Below are 19,470 nucleotides of genomic sequence, written 5' to 3'. Positions count from 1 at the left end.
GCCGCCGTCAGAAGTAGTAGCGGGACACCGACTCGGCGACGCACACCGGCTTGTCGCCGCCCTCGCGCTCCACGACGAAGGCGACGGCCACCTGCACACCGCCCTGGACGTCCTCGACGCCGGTGATCGACGCGGTGGCGCGCAGCCTGGAGCCGACCGGCACGGGCGAGGGGAAGCGGACCTTGTTCGTGCCGTAGTTGACGCCCATCTTCACGCCCTCGACGCCGATCAGCTGCGGCCCGAACAGCGGCAGCAGCGACAGGGTCAGATAGCCGTGCGCGATGGTCGTGCCGAACGGCCCGCTCCTCGCCTTCTCCGGGTCCACATGGATCCACTGGTGGTCACCGGTGGCGTCGGCGAACAGGTCGATCCGCTTCTGGTCGACCTCCACCCAGTCGGTGTACCCCAGCTGCTCGCCCACCGCCGCCCTGAGCTCGTCGACGGACGTGAAGATCCTCGGCTCTGCCATGTCGTCCCGGCCTTCCCTGCGCATCACACGGTCACCATGTCTAAGCAACTGCTTAGCATGCTCGGGTGTGGGCACACTGTCAACGGCGAGGCGCGCTGTCAACAGCCCGCCCTGACTCACCCGGTCGGGCGATGGGTAGGGTTCGGGGAGTGCCCCAGATTCCCGAGAAGATCCACGAGCTCACCGTCGGCCAGCTCTCCGCACGCAGTGGTGCCGCCGTCTCCGCCCTGCACTTCTACGAGTCCAAGGGCCTGATCAGCAGCCGCCGCACCAGCGGCAACCAGCGTCGCTACACCCGGGACACCCTGCGCCGCGTCGCCTTCGTCCGGGCCGCCCAGCGCGTCGGCATCCCGCTGGCCACGATCAGGGACGCCCTCGCCGCGCTCCCCGAGGAGCGCACCCCCACCCACGAGGACTGGGCCCGTCTCTCCGAGAACTGGCGCTCCGAGCTCGACGAGCGCATCAGCCAGCTCAACCGCCTGCGCGATCATCTCACCGACTGCATCGGCTGCGGCTGTCTCTCCCTCGACACCTGCGCCCTGTCCAACCCCGACGACACCTTCGGCGAGCGCATCAGCGGCTCCCGCCTCATGGTCGAACGCGGCACCACCCGGCCCCGCGACACCCGTCCTCGCGACACCCGCCCGGCGCCACAGCCGGACCAGTGCTGCTAGGCCTGGTTCAGGCCCGGTCCCGAAACCCCTGCCCGCAGCCGTAGCCCCGCACGGCACTCATGACCGGTCGGGCGACCGTCCGGAAGGGGTGCGGCATCCCCTGCGCACCCCCGGAACCCCGCATCGCGCGGACCCCCGTCACCTGCGACCCACGTACCTTGCGACCCCGTGCCTTGCGGCCCCCGTCACTCACGCCCCCGTGCCCTGCCACCCCGTGGTCCCCGTGTCGAGCGGTCCCTGGCCGTCCCCTGCCCGGCGGTCGTGCGGGCACGGGCGACCGAACGCGCTCCTCAGGCCGAGACGGAGACCAGTATCCGGTCCCGCCTGGCCTCCGCCAGCGCCGCGGGTGTCAGCACCGGACGCGGGACGAGGATCCCGCAGTCCACGCAGACCGGCCCGGCCGACGGCTCATGGGCCAGGTCGTACGCCCAGACCAGCCGCTCCCCGTCGCACACCGGGCACGACGCCCCCGGCTCGCGCTCCAGCGCGGCGATGATCCGCCGCAGCACCTCGGCCAGCGGCTCACGCGGGTGGACCCGGGGGTCGTCGCACCAGGCGACCCCGAACCCGCCCCAGGTCAGCCGGTGCCAGTCGTCCACGCTGCCCGGCCGGCGCAGCCCGTCGTGCTTCTCCTTCCTGCGGCGCTGGGCGAACTCCGCCTCGTAGGCGAGCCACACCGCTCGTGCCTCCTCCAGTTCCTCCAGCGCGGCCACGAGCCGTGCCGGGTCGGGGGAGCGGTCCTCCGGGCCGAAACCGGCCCTGGAGCACAAGTGGTCCCAGGTCGCCCTGTGCCCGTAAGGAGCGAAACGCTCCAGGCACTTGCGCAGCGAGTAGCGCCGCAGCGCCAGATCGCACCGCGGATCACGCACCTGTCTAGCAAGACTCCGGAATCCGGCCATCGCCCTGCACCTCCGTCACATCTGCACCTGTACTTCGGTCAGTTCGGCGTCGTCGTACGGACGTCGCCCCATAGACGTACCGACACCCGATTCGGCTCCCTCCCGATTCCCGGCCCCTGCAACCGCCCGGAAATCTGACGCATGTTCATCTTCGAACGCGGGGATACCGGCGGTAACTTCCGCTCGTCCCGTCGGTAGGAGCCGCCATGCCACGGCACACCCCACGCAACCTGCTCGACAGACTGAGAACTCCCCGCGGATTCGCCGAGTTCCTGAAGACGGCATCCGTATGCACCCTCATTGCCGGTCTTTTGTCTCCGCTTTCCCCGGCCGCCCCTGCCGCGGCCGCGCCCGCCACCCCCGCGGCGGCCGTGGCGGACCACTGCGGCGGCCGCTGCGCGGACGTTCTGCCGCCGGGCCAGAACGGCAACGCGACCCTCGCGCAGATCCTGCTCAACCAGGCCTTCGGCACCAAGCCCGCGCACTCCGCCGACCAGCTCGGCCCCTACGCCAGGCTGGCCACCGGCTACCCCGCACTCACCGAGTCCACACTCACCGCCTTCTTCAACGACGCCTCCTTCGGCGTCCCCGCCGACCAGGTCGCCTCCACCGTCCGCCCCGCCGGCCGCACCGACGTCACGATCGTCCGCGACAGGAGGACGGGCGTCCCGCACATCACCGGCACCACCCGCTACGGCACCGAGTTCGGAGCCGGATACGCGGCGGCCGAGGACCGGCTGTGGCTGATGGACGTCTTCCGCCACGTCGGACGCGGCGAACTGACCTCCTTCGCCGGCGGCGCCCTCGCCAACCAGGGCCTTGAACAGGAGTTCTGGCGCAACGCCCCCTACACCGAGGCCGAACTCCAGGCGCAGATAGACAACGCTGTCGCCCGCAACGGCACCCGGGGGCGGCAGGCCCTCGCGGACGTCGAGGCCTACCTCGCGGGCATCAACGCCTACATCGACGCCTCCGACAGCGGCCGCTGGTTCCCCGGCGAGTACGTCCTGACCGGCCACAAGGACTCGGTCACCAACGCCGGCACCATCGAGCACTTCAAGGCCACCGACCTGGTCGCGCTGGCCTCCGTCATCGGCGCCCTGTTCGGCTCGGGCGGCGGCGGCGAGGTGAACAACGCGCTGTCCCTGCTGGCCGCCCAGGCCAGATACGGCGTCGCGGAGGGCACCGAGGTCTGGGAGTCCTTCCGGATGCGCGACGACCCCGAGGCCGTCCTCACCGTCCACGACGGCAGCTTCCCCTACGCGGGCCGGCCGCAGACCCCGCAGGGCCGCGCCCTGCCCGACGCGGGTTCCGTGGTCCGTGAGCCCCTGGTGTACGACCGCACCGGCAGCGCGGCCACCGCCGCCGCCACGAGCACCTCCACCACCGCCGCGAAGGAGGCCGTCGGCTCGGCCCGGCGCGGCATGTCCAACGCGCTCGTGGTGAGCGGCAGGCACACCGCGAGCGGCCACCCCGTCGCGGTGTTCGGCCCGCAGACCGGCTACTTCGCGCCCCAGCTGCTGATGCTCCAGGAGATCCAGGGCCCGGGGCTGAGCGCCCGCGGCGCCTCCTTCGCCGGCCTGAGCATGTACGTCGAACTGGGCCGGGGCCAGGACTACGCCTGGAGCGCCACCACCTCGGGGCAGGACATCATCGACACCTACGCCGTGGAGCTCTGCCAGGACGACCACCACTACCTCTACCGCGGCACCTGCACCCCCATGGAGAAGGTCGAGCGCAGGAACGCCTGGAAGCCCACCACCGCCGACGGCACCCCGGCGGGCTCGTACACCATGCGGGCCTGGCGCACGAAGTACGGCCCGGTCGAGTACCGCGCGACCGTGGACGGCAAGAAGGTCGCATACACCACCCTGCGCAGCTCCTTCCTGCACGAGGCCGACTCCATCATCGGCTTCCAGATGCTCAACGACCCGGACCATGTGACCGGTCCCGAGTCCTTCCGTACCGCGGCGCAGCACATCAACTACACCTTCAACTGGTTCTACGCCGACTCCGAGCACACCGCGTACTACAACAGCGGCGACAACCCGGTGCGCGCGCAGGACGTGGACCCCGACTTCCCCCTCTGGGCACGGCAGGCCCACGAGTGGCGCGACTGGGACCCGGCGGCGAACACCGCCGCCTACACCCCGCCGTCCGCGCACCCGAACTCGACCGACCAGGACTACTACATCTCCTGGAACAACAAGCAGGCCGGCGGCTACTCCGCCGCCCCCTGGGGCGAGGGCTCCGTCCACCGCGGCGATCTCCTCGACGCCCGGGTGAGGCGCCTGGTCGCCGCGGGCGGTGTGACCAGGGCCGCGCTGGTGAGGGCGATGGCCGAGGCGGGCCTCACCGACCTGCGCGCCGAACAGGTCCTGCCCGACCTGCTCAAGGTGGTCACCAGCACACCCGTGACCGACCCGGCGGCCGCCACGGCGGTGTCCAGGCTCCAGGCATGGCTGACGGCGGGAGCCAGGCGCACGGAGACCTCGGCGGGCTCGAGGGCCTACGCGCACGCCGACGCGATCCGGGTCCTGGACGCGTGGTGGCCGCTGCTGGTCAGGGCCGAGTTCGAACCCGGCCTCGGCTCCGGCCTGTACACCGCGATGACCGCGAACCTGCCCGTCGACGAGTCCCCGTCCGCCGCGCACGGTCCGACCGGGGCGCACGCCGGGAGCTCCTTCCAGTACGGCTGGTGGAGCTATGTCGACAAGGATATCCGGGCGGTGCTCGACGAGCCGGTACAGGGGCGCCTCGGACGCGAGTACTGCGGCGGCGGCAGCCTCTCCGTCTGCCGGGACCTGCTCCTGAGCACACTCAAGGAGGCCGCGGGCCGCACGGCCGCCCAGGTCTACCCCGGCGACGACCAGTGCGCGGCGGGCGACCAGTGGTGCGCCGACTCCATCGTCCACCGCACGCTCGGCGGCATCAGGCACGACCGGATCAGCTGGCAGAACCGGCCCACCTATCAGCAGGTCGTGGAGTTCACCTCGCACCGCTGACGTCATCTCGCACCCGGCGGCGGGCCGTCACCCGATCCGGCCCGCCGCCACCACCACCTGCGCCAGCTCCCGGTGCACGATGTCGCTGTGCGCACCGGCGGGCGGGCCGCCCCGCCGCACCACGGACGCCACGTCGACGTTCACGCACCCGGACGCCGGCACCCGGCCCGCCACCGCGTCGGCGAGCGCGCACACGCGCGTGCCCGGCAGCGCCTGGATGCCGTCGTACCCGACTGCGCCCCATCTCGCCCCGAGCGCCCGTCCGATGCCGAACCCGGCCACGGCGACGGACCGGTCGTCGCCCGCCATCCGCGAGGCCAGCGGATACATCGTGCCGAGCGCCGAGTCGTGCCGGGAGTGGCAGCACACGAGGGGGCCGTCCACCCGCGCGGGACACCCGTGCAGCGCGCCACGCGCGCGTGTGCCCGGCACCCGTTCGGCGAACGCGTAGTGCGAGAAGGCCCCTTGCAGCAGGGTCACCGACTTCACCGTGCGCACGCCCCGGGGCAGACCGCGCAGCGCGAACGCCACCAGCCGGGCCCCGAAGCTGTGCCCGACCAGGTGCACGCGCACCCGCGGCGCCGCCTCGGCGAGCCGTCCGAGCACCGGGCCGAGCCCCAGCTCGCCCACCGTGCCCGCCCGCTGCTTCATCGCGTAGTACGTCGCCTGCCGCAGCAACTCCTGTGCCCCGTCCCACGGGTTGGGGAGGGAGAACGCGGTGGTGCCGCCGGGGGCCGAGCACACGGCGAGCCCCCGGGCGAAGTCCTCGCAGACCTCCGCCACGGGCGCGGTCAGCATGGCGGGCCCGTTCTCGCCGGTGGTGTCGGTGGCGGTCAGCGCCCGCGGCCAGGCCCGCTCGTCCTCCACCAGCAGCCGTACCAGCCGCCCGAACTCGTCCAGTTCACCGGCCCCGCGCGACGGGCGGCCCAGCAGCCCGGCGAGCCGCTCCACCACGTCGGCGCGGCCGGGGAAGGTCACCAGCAGCGCGTTCAGCGTGTCCCCGTCGAGTCCGCCGGCCGCGGCCGGGGAGGCGAGCGCGCGCGGGAAGTCCGGGATCGGCTCGTCCGAGAACCGCATCGACGGCCACACCACGCCCGCGTACCCGAGCACCGCCCCCGGGGCGAGGGCGGGAAACGGCTCCAGGAAACGGCTGTAGAGCCCGGTCGCCGTCGAACGGTCGTTGTTCCAGCCGTGCGCGACGAGCACCAGGTCGGTGACGCCGCGCCGCGCCACCTCGGCGAGGAACCGCTCCCGGCGGCGCGGGTCGGCGTCACCGTCCGCGTCGAAGGTGAGCTCCCAGTAGGGAGCCACACTCATTTCCACAGCTGCCATGACAAGCCCCTTCGTGCCCCGGACCACGCGCGGTGTGGCGCATCGTCCTGCCGGCAGGGGCGCTTGGCCATACGCCGGGGCTCACCGGTACAGCAGATACTCCCGCCGCACCCGCCGGAAGGCCGCCAGTTCCTCCTGCCAGCCCGCCACCACCTCGTCGGTGTCGGCCCCCGCGTCGATCGCGGTGCGCACCCAGGTGGAGCCGGTGAGCTTGTCGATCCAGTTGTCGGGGCGCCAGGCGAATCCGCTCCAGGCCCGCCTGGCCGTCACCAGCAGCGCGATCCCGGTGCGGACGGGGTCGTAGGCGGCCCGGTCGTGGACGTGGAGCTGCACCCCGCCGACCGTCCTGCCCTGGAACTTGGAGAAGGTCGGCGCGAAGTAGGCCTCCCGGAACCGTACGCCGGGCAGCTCCAGTTCGTTCGCGGCGGCGGCCCAGCGCCCGTCCAGGCCCTCCGCGCCGAGGAGTTCGAACGGCCGGGTGGTGCCGCGCCCCTCGGAGAGGTTGGTGCCCTCGAACAGGCAGGTTCCCGAGTACACCAGCGCGGTGTCCGGGGTCGGCATGTTCGGGCTCGGCGGCACCCAGGGCAGCCCGGAGGCGTCGTGGAACTCCGACCGCCGCCAGCCGGTCATCTCCACGGTGTCCAGCGGCACCGGCTCGGCGAGGAACTCCCCGTTGAACAGCAGTGCCAGCTCGGCGACGGTCATCCCGTGGGCCTGCGCGATCGGCTCGCGTCCGACGAAGGTGGCGAACTCCCTGTGCAGCACCGGGCCTTCGGCGGACCGCCCGGTGACCGGGTTGGGCCGGTCCAGCACGACGAACCGTTTCCCCGCGAGGCGGGCCGCCTCCATGCAGTCGTAGAGCGTCCAGATGTAGGTGTAGAAGCGCGCGCCCACGTCCTGGATGTCGAAGACGACCGTGTCCACGCCGGAGGCGGTGAAGACGTCGGCCAGCGGGCGGCCGCTCTTGAGGTAGGTGTCGTAGACCGGCAGTCCGGTCGCGGGGTCGTCGTAGCGGCCCTCGGAGCCGCCCGCCTGCGCGGTGCCGCGGAAGCCGTGCTCCGGGCCGAAGACGGCGGTGAGGTCCACCCGGTCGTCGGTGTGCATGACGTCGACGATGTGCGTCGCGTCCCGGGTGATGCCGGTGGGGTTGGTGACGACCCCGACTTTCTGGCCCGCCACTGCGGCGTACCCGTCGGCGGCCAGGCGCTCGAACCCGGTGCGCAGCCGGCGCCCGCCGCCCGCGGGGGCGGCCGCGGCGGGGGCCGTCGACGCCGCCAGCGCGGCGGTGGTGGCGAGCAGGCTTCGTCGGGACAGCTTCATGCGGTGACCTCCGTGATCCCAGCGGGTGTCATGCCCACGCACGCTAGCGCGGGGCCCGGCCGCACGGAACGAGGCCGACCGGGGACGTCCCCCGAAAGCCGCCTCTTCCTCTCGACATACCGACTGGTTAGTCTGGCGCTGCGCAGTGCCGCGCGCCCCGCAGTCGCGCGCCGCCGTCCCCGGTGGCGCGGTGTGCCGAAGGAGACCGATGGTGGAAGCCGTGCAGGATGCCCGAGTGGTCGTCACCGGGGCGGGAGGAGGCATCGGAGCCGCCCTCGCGCGCCGCTTCGCGGCCGAGGGGGCCCGCGTCGTCGTCAACGACCTCGACGCGGACAAGGCCGCGGCCGTGGCCGCCGAGATCGGCGGCGTCGCCGTCCCCGGCGACGCCTCGCTGATCATCGAGGAGGCCCGGTCCGCGCTCGGCGGCGCCGTGGACATCTACTGCGCCAACGCCGGCGTCGCCTCGGGCGGCACCGAGACGGCCGAGGACGCGGTGTGGGACCTCGCCTGGGACGTCAACGTCATGGCCCATGTCCGCGCGGCCCGCGCCCTGCTCCCGCAGTGGCTGGAGCGCGGCGAGGGCCGTTTCGTCTCCACCGTCTCCGCCGCCGGACTGCTCACCATGATCGGCGCCGCCCCCTACAGCGTCACCAAGCACGGCGCCTACGCCTTCGCCGAGTGGCTCTCGCTCACCTACCGCCACCGCGGCCTGAAGGTCCACGCCATCTGCCCGCAGGGCGTGCGCACCGACATGCTCGACGCCAGCGGCAGCGCGGGCGACCTGGTGCTCGTGCCCACCGCCATCGAGCCGGACGACGTCGCCGAGGCCCTCTTCAAGGGCATCGCGGACGACCGCTTCCTCATCCTGCCGCACCCCGAGGTGGCCGCTTTCTACGAGGCCCGCGCCACCGATCCCGACCGCTGGCTGGGCGGCATGAACCGGGTCCAGCGGGCATGGGAGTCCGGCGCCTGACGCGTCCGTGGGAAGATCTCCCGTCAGGAAGCACTTCCCGCGGCGGTCACCGCCCCGGGGCATGAACGGAAAGGCAGGTGGCGGCAGTGGCCAGGACGACGGACGGGGACGGTACGCCCGTCCCGCAGCGGCTCCTGGCCGCCGCCACCCGCCTCTTCGCCGACCAGGGGTACGACCGCACCTCCGTGCAGGAGATCGTGGAGGCGGCCGGCGTCACCAAGGGCGCGCTCTACCACTACTTCGGCTCCAAGGACGACCTCCTGCACGAGGTGTACGCGCGCCTGCTGCGCGTCCAGCAGGAGCGCCTGGACGCCTTCGCGAACGCCGACGAGCCGATCGAGAAGCGGGTGCGCGACGCGGCCGCCGACGTGGTGGTCACCACCATCGAGAACCTCGACGACGCGATGATCTTCTTCCGGTCCATGCACCAGCTCAGCCCGGAGAAGAACAAGCAGGTCCGCGCCGAGCGGCGGCGCTACCACGAACGCTTCCGCGCCCTGATCGAGGAGGGCCAGGAGGCGGGCGTCTTCACCACGGCCAACCCGGCCGACCTGGTGGTCGACTACCACTTCGGCTCGATCCACCACCTGTCGACCTGGTACCGCCCCGACGGCCCGATGAGCCCCCAGCAGGTCGCCGACCACCTGGCCGACCTGCTGCTGAGGGCACTGCGGCCGTAACAGGCCACCACGAGGCGTACGGGCGGCTGTCCACCCCGCGAGGCGCACGAGGAAGGGGCGACCGCCACCCGCGGTCGCCCCTTCCGCTGCCCCCGCCCGCCCCCGGACGGGGGAGTCCCGGTACGCCTACAGGTACTTCTTCAGCTCCCGCCGCGCCAGCGACCGCTGGTGCACCTCGTCCGGCCCGTCGGCGAGCATCAGCGTGCGGGCCGCCGCGTACAGCTCCGCCAGCGGGAAGTCCTGGCTCACCCCGCCCGCGCCGTGCAGCTGGATCGCCCGGTCGACGATGTCCACCACCGCGCGCGGCGTGGCGATCTTGATGGACTGGATCTCCGTGTGCGCGCCCTTGTTGCCCACGGTGTCCATCAGCCAGGCCGTCTTCAGCACCAGCAGCCGCAGCTGCTCGACCGCCACCCGCGCGTCGGCGATCCAGTTGTGCACCACGCCCTGCTGCGCCAGCGCCTTGCCGAACGCCGTACGCGACACGGCCCGTCGGCACATCAGCTCGATCGCCCGCTCCGCCATGCCGATCAGCCGCATGCAGTGGTGGATGCGGCCCGGGCCGAGCCGGGCCTGGGCGATGGCGAAACCGCCGCCCTCCTCGCCGATCAGGTTGGACACCGGCACGCGCGCGTGGTCGAAGACCACCTCGGCGTGACCGCCGTGGTAGTGGTCCTCGTAGCCGAACACCTTCATGGCCCGGGTGATCGTGACACCTGGCGTGTCGCGCGGCACGAGCACCATCGACTGCTGGCGGCGGATGTCCGGCCCGTCCGGGTCGGTCTTGCCCATCACGATGAAGATCTGGCAGTCCGGGTTCATCGCCCCGGAGATGTACCACTTGCGGCCCGTGACGACATACTCGTCGCCGTCCCGCTCTATGTGCGTGGTGATGTTGGTGGCGTCCGAGGAGGCCACCTCCGGCTCGGTCATCGCGAACGCCGAGCGGATCTCACCGGCCAGCAGCGGCTCCAGCCACTGCTTCTTCTGCTCCTCGCTGCCGAACTGGGCCAGCACCTCCATGTTGCCGGTGTCCGGCGCCGCGCAGTTCAGCGCGGTCGGCGCCAGGTGCGGGGAGCGGCCGGTGATCTCGGCGAGCGGCGCGTACTGGAGGTTCGTCAGCCCCGCGCCGTGCTCGGCGTCCGGCAGGAACAGGTTCCACAGCCCCTGGCGGCGCGCCTCGGCCTTCAGCTCCTCCACGACCGGCGGGTTGTCCCACGGCGAGGCGAGCGCGGCGCGCTGCTCCTCGGCCACCGCCTCGGCCGGGTGGACGTGCTCGTCCATGAAAGCCAGCAACCTGGCGCGCAGCTCCTCGGTGCGCGCGTCGAACGCGAAGTCCATGTCCCGTCAGCCTTCCTGGAGAGTGGTCAGACCGTGCTGGATGAAGACCGGCACCAGCTCGCCGATGCGGTCGAAGCCACGCCCGACCGTCTGGCCGAGCGTGTAGCGGTAGTGGATGCCCTCGAGGATCACGGCGAGCTTGAACCAGGCGAAGGCGGTGTACCAGGCGACCGAGGAGACGTCCCGGCCGGAGCGGGCGGCGTACCGCTCGATCAGCTCGGCGGGGGAGGGGTGCCCGGGGGCCGTGGCGGTGGTGCTGACCGGCGAGTCCGGCACCTCCAGCGGCGCGCTGTACATCACCAGCAGACCGAGGTCGGTGAGCGGGTCGCCGAGCGTCGACATCTCCCAGTCGAGGATCGCCTCGATCCTGTCGCCGGCGCCGATCAGGACGTTGTCCAGCCGGTAGTCGCCGTGCACGACGGTCGGCGCGGGGGAGGAGGGCAGCGAGCGGCCGAGGGCGGCGTGCAGCTCGTCGATGCCGGGCAGGTCGCGGTTGCGGGAGGCGTCCAGCTGCTTGCCCCAGCGGCGCAGCTGCCGGTCCAGGAAGCCCTCGGGCCGCCCGAAGTCGGCCAGGCCCACCTCGGCCGGGTCCACGGCGTGCAGCTCGACGAGGGTGTCCACCAGCGACAGCACCGCGTCACGGGTGCGCTCCGGGCCGAGCGGCGCCAGCTGGTCGGCGGTGCGGTACGGGGTCCCGGCCACGAAGTCCATGACGTAGAACGGCGCCCCGAGCACGTCCTCGTCCTCGCACAGCAGCACGGGGGCCGGCACCGGCACATCGGTCGGGTGCAGCGCGCTGATCACCCGGAACTCGCGCTTCATGTCGTGCGCGGTGGCCAGGACATGGCCGAGCGGGGGCCGCCGGACGACCCACTGCGAGGTGCCGTCCGCCACCTTGTACGTCAGGTTCGACCGTCCACCCTCGATCAGCCGGCCGGTGAGGGCGCCCTGCACGAGGCCGGGCCGCTCGCGGTCGAGCAGGCCGCGCAGCCGGTCGAGGTCGAGCCCGGGCGGATGGTCGGTCATCGTCGCTCCTACATGCCTGTCAACGGGTTGCGATTCATGATGCCGACTGGTCGGTATGCCGTCCAGAGCGGAGAGCCAACGTGATCGGTGCCACGACGGGCCGACGGCTCCCCGCGCGCCCGCGCGAGGAGCCGTCGACGGTGTGTCCGGGCCGGCCGGGGCCGGTCAGTGGTCGTCCCAGTGGCCGTCGTGGGCCGCGTGGCGATGGCCGTCGTGCAGATAGTCGAGGTGGTCGCCGTGCGTGACCGCGGTGTGCCCGCAGTTCTCGCCGTGCTGGTGGTCGTGCCCGTTGTGGGCCCTGTGCCCGGCGGGCTCGCACTCGTCCCAGTGGCCGCCGTGCTCCCGGTGCAGATGCCCGTCGTGGGCGTAGTCGACGTGGTCGCCGTGCGGCACCTCGGTGTGCCCGCAGTCGGGGCCGTGGGTGTGGCTGTGGGTGCTGTGTTCCTGATGCAGGGTGGTCATCTCGCCAGCCTTCGAATGTCGGATGCGCGAAATGGAACATATCGGACAGGCTGTCTGCGTGCCTCCCGCGTGGCCCGGAGTGTCGGAGCCGTGAAGGTCATCGGCCACAGCCGCTTCGGCGGACCCGAGGTCCTGGAGTACACCGCCGTCCGCGACCCCAGGGCCGGACCGACTCGGTGCTCGTGAAGGTGCGGGCCGCCGCCCCGTCTCGGGGCGGGCGAGACTTCCGAAACCCGCCCTAGAAGACCAGGGCCGTGGCGCAGGCCGCCAGGGCCACCGTGCACAGTGTCGCCGCGGTGGCCTGGCGGGCGGTGAGGGCACGCGGCCGGCCGGGCGCCGACAGGGCCCGGATCCGGTCGTGGGCGACCAGCAGGAAGCCCAGCCAGAGCAGACAGCACAGCGCGCACGCGAGGGCGGAGACCACCGTGACACCGCCGTGCAGGGTCGTGCGCACCGCGAGCACGGCCGCCACCGTGGAGGACAGCGTCGTACGCCGCCACGCGAGCCGGGTCCGCTCGGGCTGGAGCCCGGGGTCGCGCTCCGGGGCGGCCCCGCTCATCCTTCCCACCCGAGCAGCACCACGACGACCATGACCAGGGCCACGAACGCGACGACCAGGCTCAGCAGTGCCGGGAAGCGCGACGAGGGCAGGTCCTCGCCCTGCCGCATGGCCCGCTCGCAGCGCACCCAGTGGTTCACCGCGCGCAGCGAGCACAGCACGCCCGCCGCCAGCAGCGCGAGCGCGAGGCCGACCCGCCACCCCCACCGCAGGTCGGGCAGGAACTGGTCCACCGCGAACCCGCCGCCGATCAGCGCGAGCGCCGTGCGAAGCCAGGCCAGAAAGGTGCGCTCGTTGGCCAGCGAGAACCGGTAGTCGGGGGTGTCGCCCTCCGCGCGGATCCGCTCGGGCGCGAACCACATCCGGACGTTTCGCACGAGTTCGATCACGCGACGGACCCTATCCGGTACAGGGCCGGTCGGTGTCGCCCGTGGTGCCCGGCCGCGCGCGCCCGGCACAGGGGGCGTGCCTCGGGGGTCCCGACCGCCCGCGAGGGGCGCCCTAGCCCGCGGCCCGCCCCGTCGCCCGGAACTCCGCCAGCCGCTCGTACGCCGTGAGCCCGTCCGGCACCCACTCCCACTCGCCGAGCCGTGCCCGCAGCTCCTCCTCGGTGAGGAACTCGTGCCAGGCGACCTCCTCGGTCTGCGGCCGCACCGGCAGCTCGCACCGGACCTCGTACACGGCCGACCACCAGCTCTGCCCGGCCCCGTTGTCGTAGAGGAACTTGAACAGGAACGCGGGCCGCGGCAGGCCGCTCACGCCGAGCTCCTCCTCGGCCTCGCGCAGGGCGGCCTCGTCGTAGGGCTCGCCGGTGCCGACGACACCGCCGACGAACATGTCGTACAGGGAGGGGAAGACCAGCTTGGTCGCGGTGCGGCGGTGGACGAAGATCCGGCCCTCGGCGTCCCGTGCCTGGATGAACACGCACCGGTGGCGCAGCCCCTGCGCGTAGACCTCCCCGCGCGGGAGCCGGCCGATGACCCGGTCGTGTTCGTCGACGACGTCGAGGATCTCGTCAGCGCTCATGGGAGCCATCCAACCAGCAGTCGGCGCCGGTGACGCGAGGTGCCTACCGCGTCTGGAGGGCCACCCGTCCCGGCACCGCGGCCGCCGCCATGCCCCGGGGCATCGCGGGGTGCATGCCGAGCAGCACGATCCCCGCGACCACGGCGGTGAGACCGGCCGCCTCCCAGGCCAGCGCGCCCGCGTCGGCGCGCAGCCGGTCGCCGAGGAAGCCCACGCCGCAGATGATGCCGGCCAGCGGCTGGGCCGCGGTCAGCGCGGGCAGGGAGGCCCGCAGCGAAGCCGTCTCGAAGGCGCTCTGGACGAGCAGCAGTCCGGTGAAGCCCAGCAGCAGCACGGCGTAGGGCTGCCAGCCGGTGAGCAGCTCGGCGAAGCCGCCGGCGGAGAAGCGTTCGCCGCTGACGCGGGTGAGCGCGTCCTGGACGCCGTAGAGCAGTCCGGCGGCCAGGGCCAGCAGCGTGGGGGCGGAGCCGGCGCGGGAGCGCTTGGCGTACGCCGTGAGCAGCAGGGCCAGGCCCACCATGGGACCGATGATCAGCCAGGGGCGCAGCGGGTCGGCGACGGCGCTGCCGCCGGTCGGCTCGCCCGCCACGATGAACGCGCTCACCCCGCCCGCGAGGAGGGCCAGCCCCGCCCAGCCCTGGCGGCCGAGAGGCTGCTTGGTCTGGCGGCGGGACAGGGCGAGGGCGAATAGGAGGTTGGTGGCCAGCAGCGGTTCGACGAAGGAGATCTCGCCCTGGCCGAGCGCCGCCGCGCCGAGCGCCATGCCCACGACCATCAGGGCGATGCCGCCGAGCCAGCGCGGCACCCGCATCAGGTCGAGCAGCAGCCGGGGGGAGAGGAAGTCGCCGCGCGGGGCGTGCTGGGCGGCGTTCTGCTGGAGGACGAACCCGAATCCCAGGCAGCAGGCGGCACCGACGGCGAGAAGCAGAACCAGAAGCGACACGCTGGGAGTACCTCGGGATCTTCCGGCCGGACCGGGGGAGGGCGCGGACGGATAGGGGCCCGGAAGCCGGGACCGGCTCCGGCGGCGCCGGGGAGCGGCCCGGGTCAGTGCCCGGGACGGGCGCCTCGCGCACGGTCGCGGCGGGCGCCCTGCGCACGGAAGCGACGCACCCGGGGGCTCCGGTGGCGGCGCGTCCGTACGACCCATGGTCAGGGGAGGAAGCGGACCGCGCTATGACGTACGTCACACCAGCACCCTGCGAAATGCGCCGGAATCGCACCCTCCATGCGGTCCCAAGCGTCACAACTGCCCCACTGGTCACGCCAGTTGAACCGTGTCACATGGAGTCGCCACTTGACGATGACCGTGGCTCCGGGTTGGCTGTGCGTGATCGGCTGATGACGGGGCTGACCACCGCGCCGTCAGCGGTCTCCGGCATACCTGGCTCTGCCCCACCCGGCTCTGCGCATCATCGTCATCACCGTCTGAGGATGTCCCTCGGTGTCACCACCCCCGCCTCCCCTGGGCCGCGCCCGCAAGCGCTCGCCCCAGACCTTCGACGCGGCGCTCGACGACACCGACCTCGCGGCCGCGCGCGCCGCCCTCTCCCAGGGCCGCTGGCAGGTCGCCCGCAGCCTGCTCGCCCACACGGGTGACGACTGGGACCGCCGCGGCCATCGCGTCGCCGTCCTCGCCGCCGACAAGTACAGCGCCGCCTGGGCCCGCGAGTGGCGGCTCGCCGAGCCCGAGTCCGCCGACGCCCGTGTGCTGCTCGCCGTGTCGCTGGTGCAGCGCGCCCTGGCCGGCAAGGAGAAGCCGGACAGCGCCCGCGAGGCCTGCCGGACCGCGGCGGGGCTGCTGCCCGGCGACCCCACCCCGTGGCTCGGGCTGCTCATGCTGGAGCGCGAACGCGGCGGCGACCAGGACGCGGCCCGGGCCTTCGACGAGGTCCGCCACCGGCACGCCGAGCACCATCACGCCCACCACCTGATGGTCGCCCGGCTCGCCGAGGCCCGTGCCGGGGCCGGACCCGACCCGCTGCACGAGGTCTACGACTTCGCCAACTGGGCCGCCGAGCAGGCCCCCGCCGACTCGCCGCTCGCCATCCTCCCGGTCGTCGCGCACGCCGAGCGCTACCGCGTGCTCGCCGCCGCCGGCCACGAGAGCGCCGACCCGGCCGCCTCCGGCCACTGGGTCGGCCGCCGGGCCCGGCAGGTGATGAAGGCCGCCTTCGACTGGTGGCTGGAGTGGGAGCACGAGGACCACCCGCGCCGCCTGGTCGACCTCAACTTCCTCGCCCACGCCAAGTCCTGCGAGGGCCGCGGCGCCGAGGCTGCCGCCCTGTTCCACCGCATCGGGGAGTACATGACCCCGCAGCCCTGGTCCTACCCGGACCGCGACCCGCACGCCGCCTTCCGCGCCGCGCGCGCCCTCGCGCTCGGCACGGGCTGAATCACCCCGCACGCCCCGGAACCCCCATGCACCGGTCCCCCCGAACGGTCCCACCGGTCCCCGAAAGGACACACCCCCGATGACAACGGGCAGTTCGAGAACCAACGCCCCCGGCAGCGCCGAGGGCATCAGCACGTTCAAGGGCCAGGAGCGCGCCCTGCGCGCCGACCGCCTCGGCACGGGCGGCCTGCTGCTGTCCGTCCTCGCGGCCACCGCCCCGCTCATGGTGGTCGCGGGTGTCATGCCCACGGCATTCGCGGTGATGGGCGTCGTCGGACAGCCGCTGCTCTTCGTCGTCCTCGGCGTCACCCTGGTGCTGTTCAGCGTCGGATACGCCGAGATGAGCCGGCACGTCCACAACGCCGGCGCCTTCTACGCCTACATCTCCCGCGGCCTCGGCCCCACCACCGGAGCGGCCGCCTCCTTCCTCGCCCTCGTCGCCTACAGCACCCTCCAGGTCGGCATCTTCGGCATCTTCGGCTTCGAGGTCTCCGGCCTGCTCGCCACCTACGCCGACGCCGAGGTCGCCTGGTGGATACCGGCACTGCTGGCCGCCGCCGCGGTCGGCGCGCTCGGCTGGCTGAAGATCGACGTCAACGCGCGGCTGCTGGGTGTGCTGCTGCTGATCGAGGTGGCCCTCGTCGTCATCTTCGACATCGCCGTGGTCGCCGACCCCGGCCCGCAGGGCCTGTCGCTGCACGCCTTCGACCCGGACACCCTCACCGGCGCCGGGCTGGGCACCGCGCTGTGCTTCTGCATCGCCGCCTTCCTCGGGTTCGAGCAGGCCCCCGTGTACGCCGAGGAGACCAGCCGCCCGCACGTGCTCGTGCCGCGCGTGATGTTCCTCGCCGTCGGCTTCGTCGCGGTGTTCTTCGCGCTCAGCTCCTGGGCGCTGACCGTCGCCACCGGGCCCGACCGGATCGTGCCGGCCTCGCAGGAGCAGAGCGCCGGCCTGATGTTCTTCCTCAGCGAGTCCCGGCTCGGCGGCACCTTCACCGACGTCATGCACGTGCTGTTCGTGACCGGGATGTTCGCCGCCATGCTCAGCTTCCACAACGTCGTCGCCCGCTACGCCTTCGCCATGGGCCGCGAGGGCCTCCTCCCGGCCGCCTTCGGCCGTACCACCGGCAGCCACGGCGCGCCCGGCACCGGCTCCCTGCTCCAGACGGTCGTCTCGCTGCTCGTCGTCGCGGGCTTCGCCGTCGCCGACGACGGTCCGGTCGGCGACCCCACCGCGCCCGTCCTCCACCTCTTCACCTGGGCCGGCAACACCGGCGCGCTCGGCGTGATCCTGCTGATGGCCACGGCGTCCTTCTCCGTGGTCGCGTTCTTCGTCCGCCGCGGTGCCGCGGGCGCCCAGGGCTGGCGGCTGGCCGCCTCCGCGGTGGCCGGTGTCGCCCTGCTGGTGATCGCCGGTTACACGGTCAAGGACATCGACGTCCTGATCGGCGCGGGCCCCGGCTCCTCGGTGAGCTGGATCCTGCCCGGCATCGTCGTCCTCGCCGTCGTCGTGGGCCTGGCGCACGGCCTGTACCTGCGCTCCCGCGACCCCGAGGCCCACGCCCGCATCGGACTCGGCAACGAGGCGTTCCAGCTGGACAAGGCGGCGGAGTCGGCGAACTGACACCGGACACCTTTCAGAACTCTGACGAGCACCCGCGCACCCTGGCCCCAGGGGGTCGCGGGTGCTCGAATGAGAAGGTGAACCCCGAACGACCCGAGCCGGAGGAACGACCCGAGCCCGCGCCGGACGACCGGCCCGGAACGGAGTCCCGCCGGCCCCCCGCGCCCGAAGCCCTCCCCGGCCCCGAAGCCGTCCCGGGCGCTGAAGCCGCCCCCGGCCCCGCCCCGGAGGACCCGCCCGGCAAGCCCGTCGGCCGCAGGGTCTTCCTCGGCACCCTCGGCCTGGGCGTCCTCGGCGTCGTCGCCGCGCCCCCGCTGCAACGCGCGCTGGAGTCCTTCCTCGGCAGCGCGGCCGACCGGGACCCCACCGGACTGACCGGACTCCTCCCCAACGGCGGCGGCTTCCGCTACTACTCGGTCGCCTCCTCCGTCCCCCGCAAGGACGCCACCGACTACCGCCTCACCGTCGACGGCCTGGTCGACCGCCCCGCCACCTACACCCTGTCCGACCTCCGGGCCATGCCGCAGACCAGGCTCGTCCGCGACGTCCAGTGCGTCACCGGCTGGCGGGTCCCGCACACGCCCTTCGAAGGCGTACGGCTGTCCGCGCTGCTGGACGCGGCCGGGGTGCGCCCGACGGCCCGCGCGATCCGCTTCACCTGTTTCGACGGCACCTACTCGGAGAGCCTCACCCTCTCCCAGGCCCGCCGCGCCGACGTGCTCGTCGCCCTGCGCATGCAGGACGAGGACCTCGGCCACGCCCACGGCGGCCCGGCCCGCCTCTACGTGGCGCCGATGTACTTCTACAAGTCCGCCAAGTGGCTCTCCGGCATCACCGTCACCGACCGGGTACGCCCCGGCTACTGGGAGGAACGCGGCTACGACGTGGACGCCTGGGTCGGCCGTTCGAACGGACGTGACGATGCCCCCACGACCTGACGCGCCGGCCCGGCTGCCGCGCTTCACCCCGGCCGAACGCTGGGTCCACCGCACCACGGCCGTCCTGATGGGCGTCTGTGTGGCCACGGCCGCCTGCCTCTACATCCCCGAGCTCGCCCAGCTGGTGGGCCGCCGCGCCCTGGTGGTCCGGCTGCACGAGTTCTCGGGCCTCGCCCTGCCGGTCCCGCTGCTCGCCGGGCTCGCCTCCCGCGCCCTGCGGGCCGATCTCGGCCGCATGAACCGCTTCGGCCCGCACGACCGGCTCTGGCTGCGCGCGGTGCTGCGCCGCGACAGGCGTCCCTCGGCCCGCCCCTCGGCGAAGTTCAACGCGGGGCAGAAGATCTACGCCGCCTGGATCGCGGGCGCCACCCTGGTGATGCTGGGGACCGGCCTGCTGATGTGGTTCACCCACCTCACCCCGCTGCGCTGGCGGACCAGCGCGACCTTCGTCCACGACTGGCTCGCGCTCACCGTCGGCGTCGTTCTCGCCGGTCACATCGGCATGGCCCTGGCCGACCCGGAGGCCCGCCGCGGTCTGCGCACCGGGCGCGTCAGCCGCGAGTGGGCCGAGCGCGAACACCCGCTGTGGCGCCCCTGATCCGGAGGGCCCGAAGCCGCCCTCGCCTGGCCCGGAGCACCCGGAGGGCCCGAAGCCGCCCCCCGCCCCCGCCCGCGGACCCGGTCCGCCCGGACACGCCGAAGCCGTCGTACTCCACACCTGGAGTACGACGGCTTCCTCTCGGTTCG

General features: G+C 73.1%; 19 protein-coding genes. 8 read left to right on the top strand and 11 right to left on the bottom strand.

Translation table 11 applies throughout. The features are described 5' to 3' along the window. Positions 1-7: 7 nt before the first annotated feature. Positions 8-469, bottom strand: a complete 462-nt coding sequence (locus ACZ6SQ_RS03790; protein ID WP_469556428.1) for a MaoC family dehydratase — start codon at positions 467-469, stop codon at positions 8-10. Positions 470-618: 149 nt separating this feature from the next. Here ACZ6SQ_RS03790 and soxR point away from each other — a divergent pair, with 149 nt between their 5' ends. After that, on the top strand, positions 619-1,143 hold the full coding sequence (gene soxR, locus ACZ6SQ_RS03785) for a redox-sensitive transcriptional activator SoxR (protein WP_469556426.1): 525 nt from the start codon (positions 619-621) through the stop codon (positions 1,141-1,143). Between the two features lie 290 nt (positions 1,144-1,433). Here the strand turns inward: soxR and ACZ6SQ_RS03780 are convergent, their stop codons facing one another. After that, entirely contained in the window at positions 1,434-2,042 is a 609-nt protein-coding gene (locus ACZ6SQ_RS03780) for a hypothetical protein (RefSeq protein ID WP_386377030.1), read from the bottom strand. 206 nt (positions 2,043-2,248) lie between these two features. Between ACZ6SQ_RS03780 and ACZ6SQ_RS03775 the strand changes: the two genes are divergently transcribed. Further along, on the top strand, positions 2,249-5,047 hold the full coding sequence (locus ACZ6SQ_RS03775) for a penicillin acylase family protein (RefSeq protein ID WP_469556422.1): 2,799 nt from the start codon (positions 2,249-2,251) through the stop codon (positions 5,045-5,047). A 27-nt stretch (positions 5,048-5,074) separates the two neighbouring features. On the opposite strand, the gene ACZ6SQ_RS03770 is transcribed toward ACZ6SQ_RS03775, so the two are convergent. Together ACZ6SQ_RS03770 and ACZ6SQ_RS03765 are read right to left on the bottom strand one after the other, a co-directional pair. Further along, positions 5,075-6,379: a serine-threonine protein kinase gene (locus ACZ6SQ_RS03770; protein ID WP_469556419.1), complete on the bottom strand. Its 1,305-nt coding sequence runs from the start codon at positions 6,377-6,379 to the stop codon at positions 5,075-5,077. 81 nt (positions 6,380-6,460) lie between these two features. Continuing rightward, entirely contained in the window at positions 6,461-7,699 is a 1,239-nt protein-coding gene (locus ACZ6SQ_RS03765; RefSeq protein ID WP_469556417.1) for an exo-beta-N-acetylmuramidase NamZ family protein, read from the bottom strand. 208 nt (positions 7,700-7,907) lie between these two features. Here ACZ6SQ_RS03765 and ACZ6SQ_RS03760 point away from each other — a divergent pair, with 208 nt between their 5' ends. After that, the gene (locus ACZ6SQ_RS03760; protein ID WP_469556414.1) at positions 7,908-8,672 is read left to right on the top strand and encodes an SDR family oxidoreductase; all 765 of its coding nucleotides are present in this window, start codon (positions 7,908-7,910) and stop codon (positions 8,670-8,672) included. 86 nt (positions 8,673-8,758) lie between these two features. Then, on the top strand, positions 8,759-9,352 hold the full coding sequence (locus tag ACZ6SQ_RS03755; protein ID WP_386377035.1) for a TetR/AcrR family transcriptional regulator: 594 nt from the start codon (positions 8,759-8,761) through the stop codon (positions 9,350-9,352). 126 nt (positions 9,353-9,478) lie between these two features. On the opposite strand, the gene ACZ6SQ_RS03750 is transcribed toward ACZ6SQ_RS03755, so the two are convergent. The 7 genes from ACZ6SQ_RS03750 to ACZ6SQ_RS03720 form a co-directional block, all read right to left on the bottom strand. Next, positions 9,479-10,693 carry an acyl-CoA dehydrogenase family protein gene (locus tag ACZ6SQ_RS03750; RefSeq protein WP_469556411.1) on the bottom strand — a complete coding sequence of 405 codons (1,215 nt, stop codon included), beginning with the start codon at positions 10,691-10,693 and terminating at the stop codon, positions 9,479-9,481. A gap of 6 nt (positions 10,694-10,699) precedes the next feature. Further along, complete coding sequence (locus ACZ6SQ_RS03745; RefSeq protein WP_469556408.1) at positions 10,700-11,719, bottom strand: phosphotransferase family protein; 1,020 nt, start codon at positions 11,717-11,719, stop codon at positions 10,700-10,702. A gap of 165 nt (positions 11,720-11,884) precedes the next feature. Then, positions 11,885-12,181: a hypothetical protein gene (locus ACZ6SQ_RS03740; RefSeq protein ID WP_469556405.1), complete on the bottom strand. Its 297-nt coding sequence runs from the start codon at positions 12,179-12,181 to the stop codon at positions 11,885-11,887. 238 nt (positions 12,182-12,419) lie between these two features. Continuing rightward, the gene (locus ACZ6SQ_RS03735; RefSeq protein ID WP_469556403.1) at positions 12,420-12,740 is read right to left on the bottom strand and encodes a DUF202 domain-containing protein; all 321 of its coding nucleotides are present in this window, start codon (positions 12,738-12,740) and stop codon (positions 12,420-12,422) included. Next, positions 12,737-13,129: a YidH family protein gene (locus ACZ6SQ_RS03730; protein ID WP_389326000.1), complete on the bottom strand. Its 393-nt coding sequence runs from the start codon at positions 13,127-13,129 to the stop codon at positions 12,737-12,739. Before ACZ6SQ_RS03730 ends, ACZ6SQ_RS03735 begins: the two co-directional genes overlap by 4 nt. A gap of 112 nt (positions 13,130-13,241) precedes the next feature. After that, a complete protein-coding gene (locus tag ACZ6SQ_RS03725) occupies positions 13,242-13,766 on the bottom strand; it encodes an NUDIX domain-containing protein (RefSeq protein WP_469556399.1) in 525 nt (174 codons plus the stop codon). 43 nt (positions 13,767-13,809) lie between these two features. Further along, the gene (locus ACZ6SQ_RS03720; protein ID WP_469556396.1) at positions 13,810-14,709 is read right to left on the bottom strand and encodes a DMT family transporter; all 900 of its coding nucleotides are present in this window, start codon (positions 14,707-14,709) and stop codon (positions 13,810-13,812) included. Positions 14,710-15,210: 501 nt separating this feature from the next. Between ACZ6SQ_RS03720 and ACZ6SQ_RS03715 the strand changes: the two genes are divergently transcribed. The 4 genes from ACZ6SQ_RS03715 (at position 15,211) to ACZ6SQ_RS03700 (ending at position 19,321) form a co-directional block, all read left to right on the top strand. Continuing rightward, positions 15,211-16,161, top strand: coding sequence for a hypothetical protein (locus ACZ6SQ_RS03715; protein ID WP_469556393.1), 951 nt, complete (start codon positions 15,211-15,213; stop codon positions 16,159-16,161). Positions 16,162-16,240: 79 nt separating this feature from the next. Further along, entirely contained in the window at positions 16,241-17,785 is a 1,545-nt protein-coding gene (locus tag ACZ6SQ_RS03710; protein WP_469556390.1) for an APC family permease, read from the top strand. A gap of 77 nt (positions 17,786-17,862) precedes the next feature. Next, positions 17,863-18,723, top strand: coding sequence for a molybdopterin-dependent oxidoreductase (locus tag ACZ6SQ_RS03705; RefSeq protein WP_469556388.1), 861 nt, complete (start codon positions 17,863-17,865; stop codon positions 18,721-18,723). Beyond that, a complete protein-coding gene (locus ACZ6SQ_RS03700) occupies positions 18,707-19,321 on the top strand; it encodes a cytochrome b/b6 domain-containing protein (protein WP_469556385.1) in 615 nt (204 codons plus the stop codon). Before ACZ6SQ_RS03705 ends, ACZ6SQ_RS03700 begins: the two co-directional genes overlap by 17 nt. The last annotated feature ends 149 nt before the right edge of the window (positions 19,322-19,470 follow it).

The sequence above is a fragment of the Streptomyces sp. NPDC048600 genome (assembly GCF_055587025.1).
Note: the sequence above shows the minus strand (reverse complement) of the source record. Positions and strands in the feature narration are given on the sequence as shown.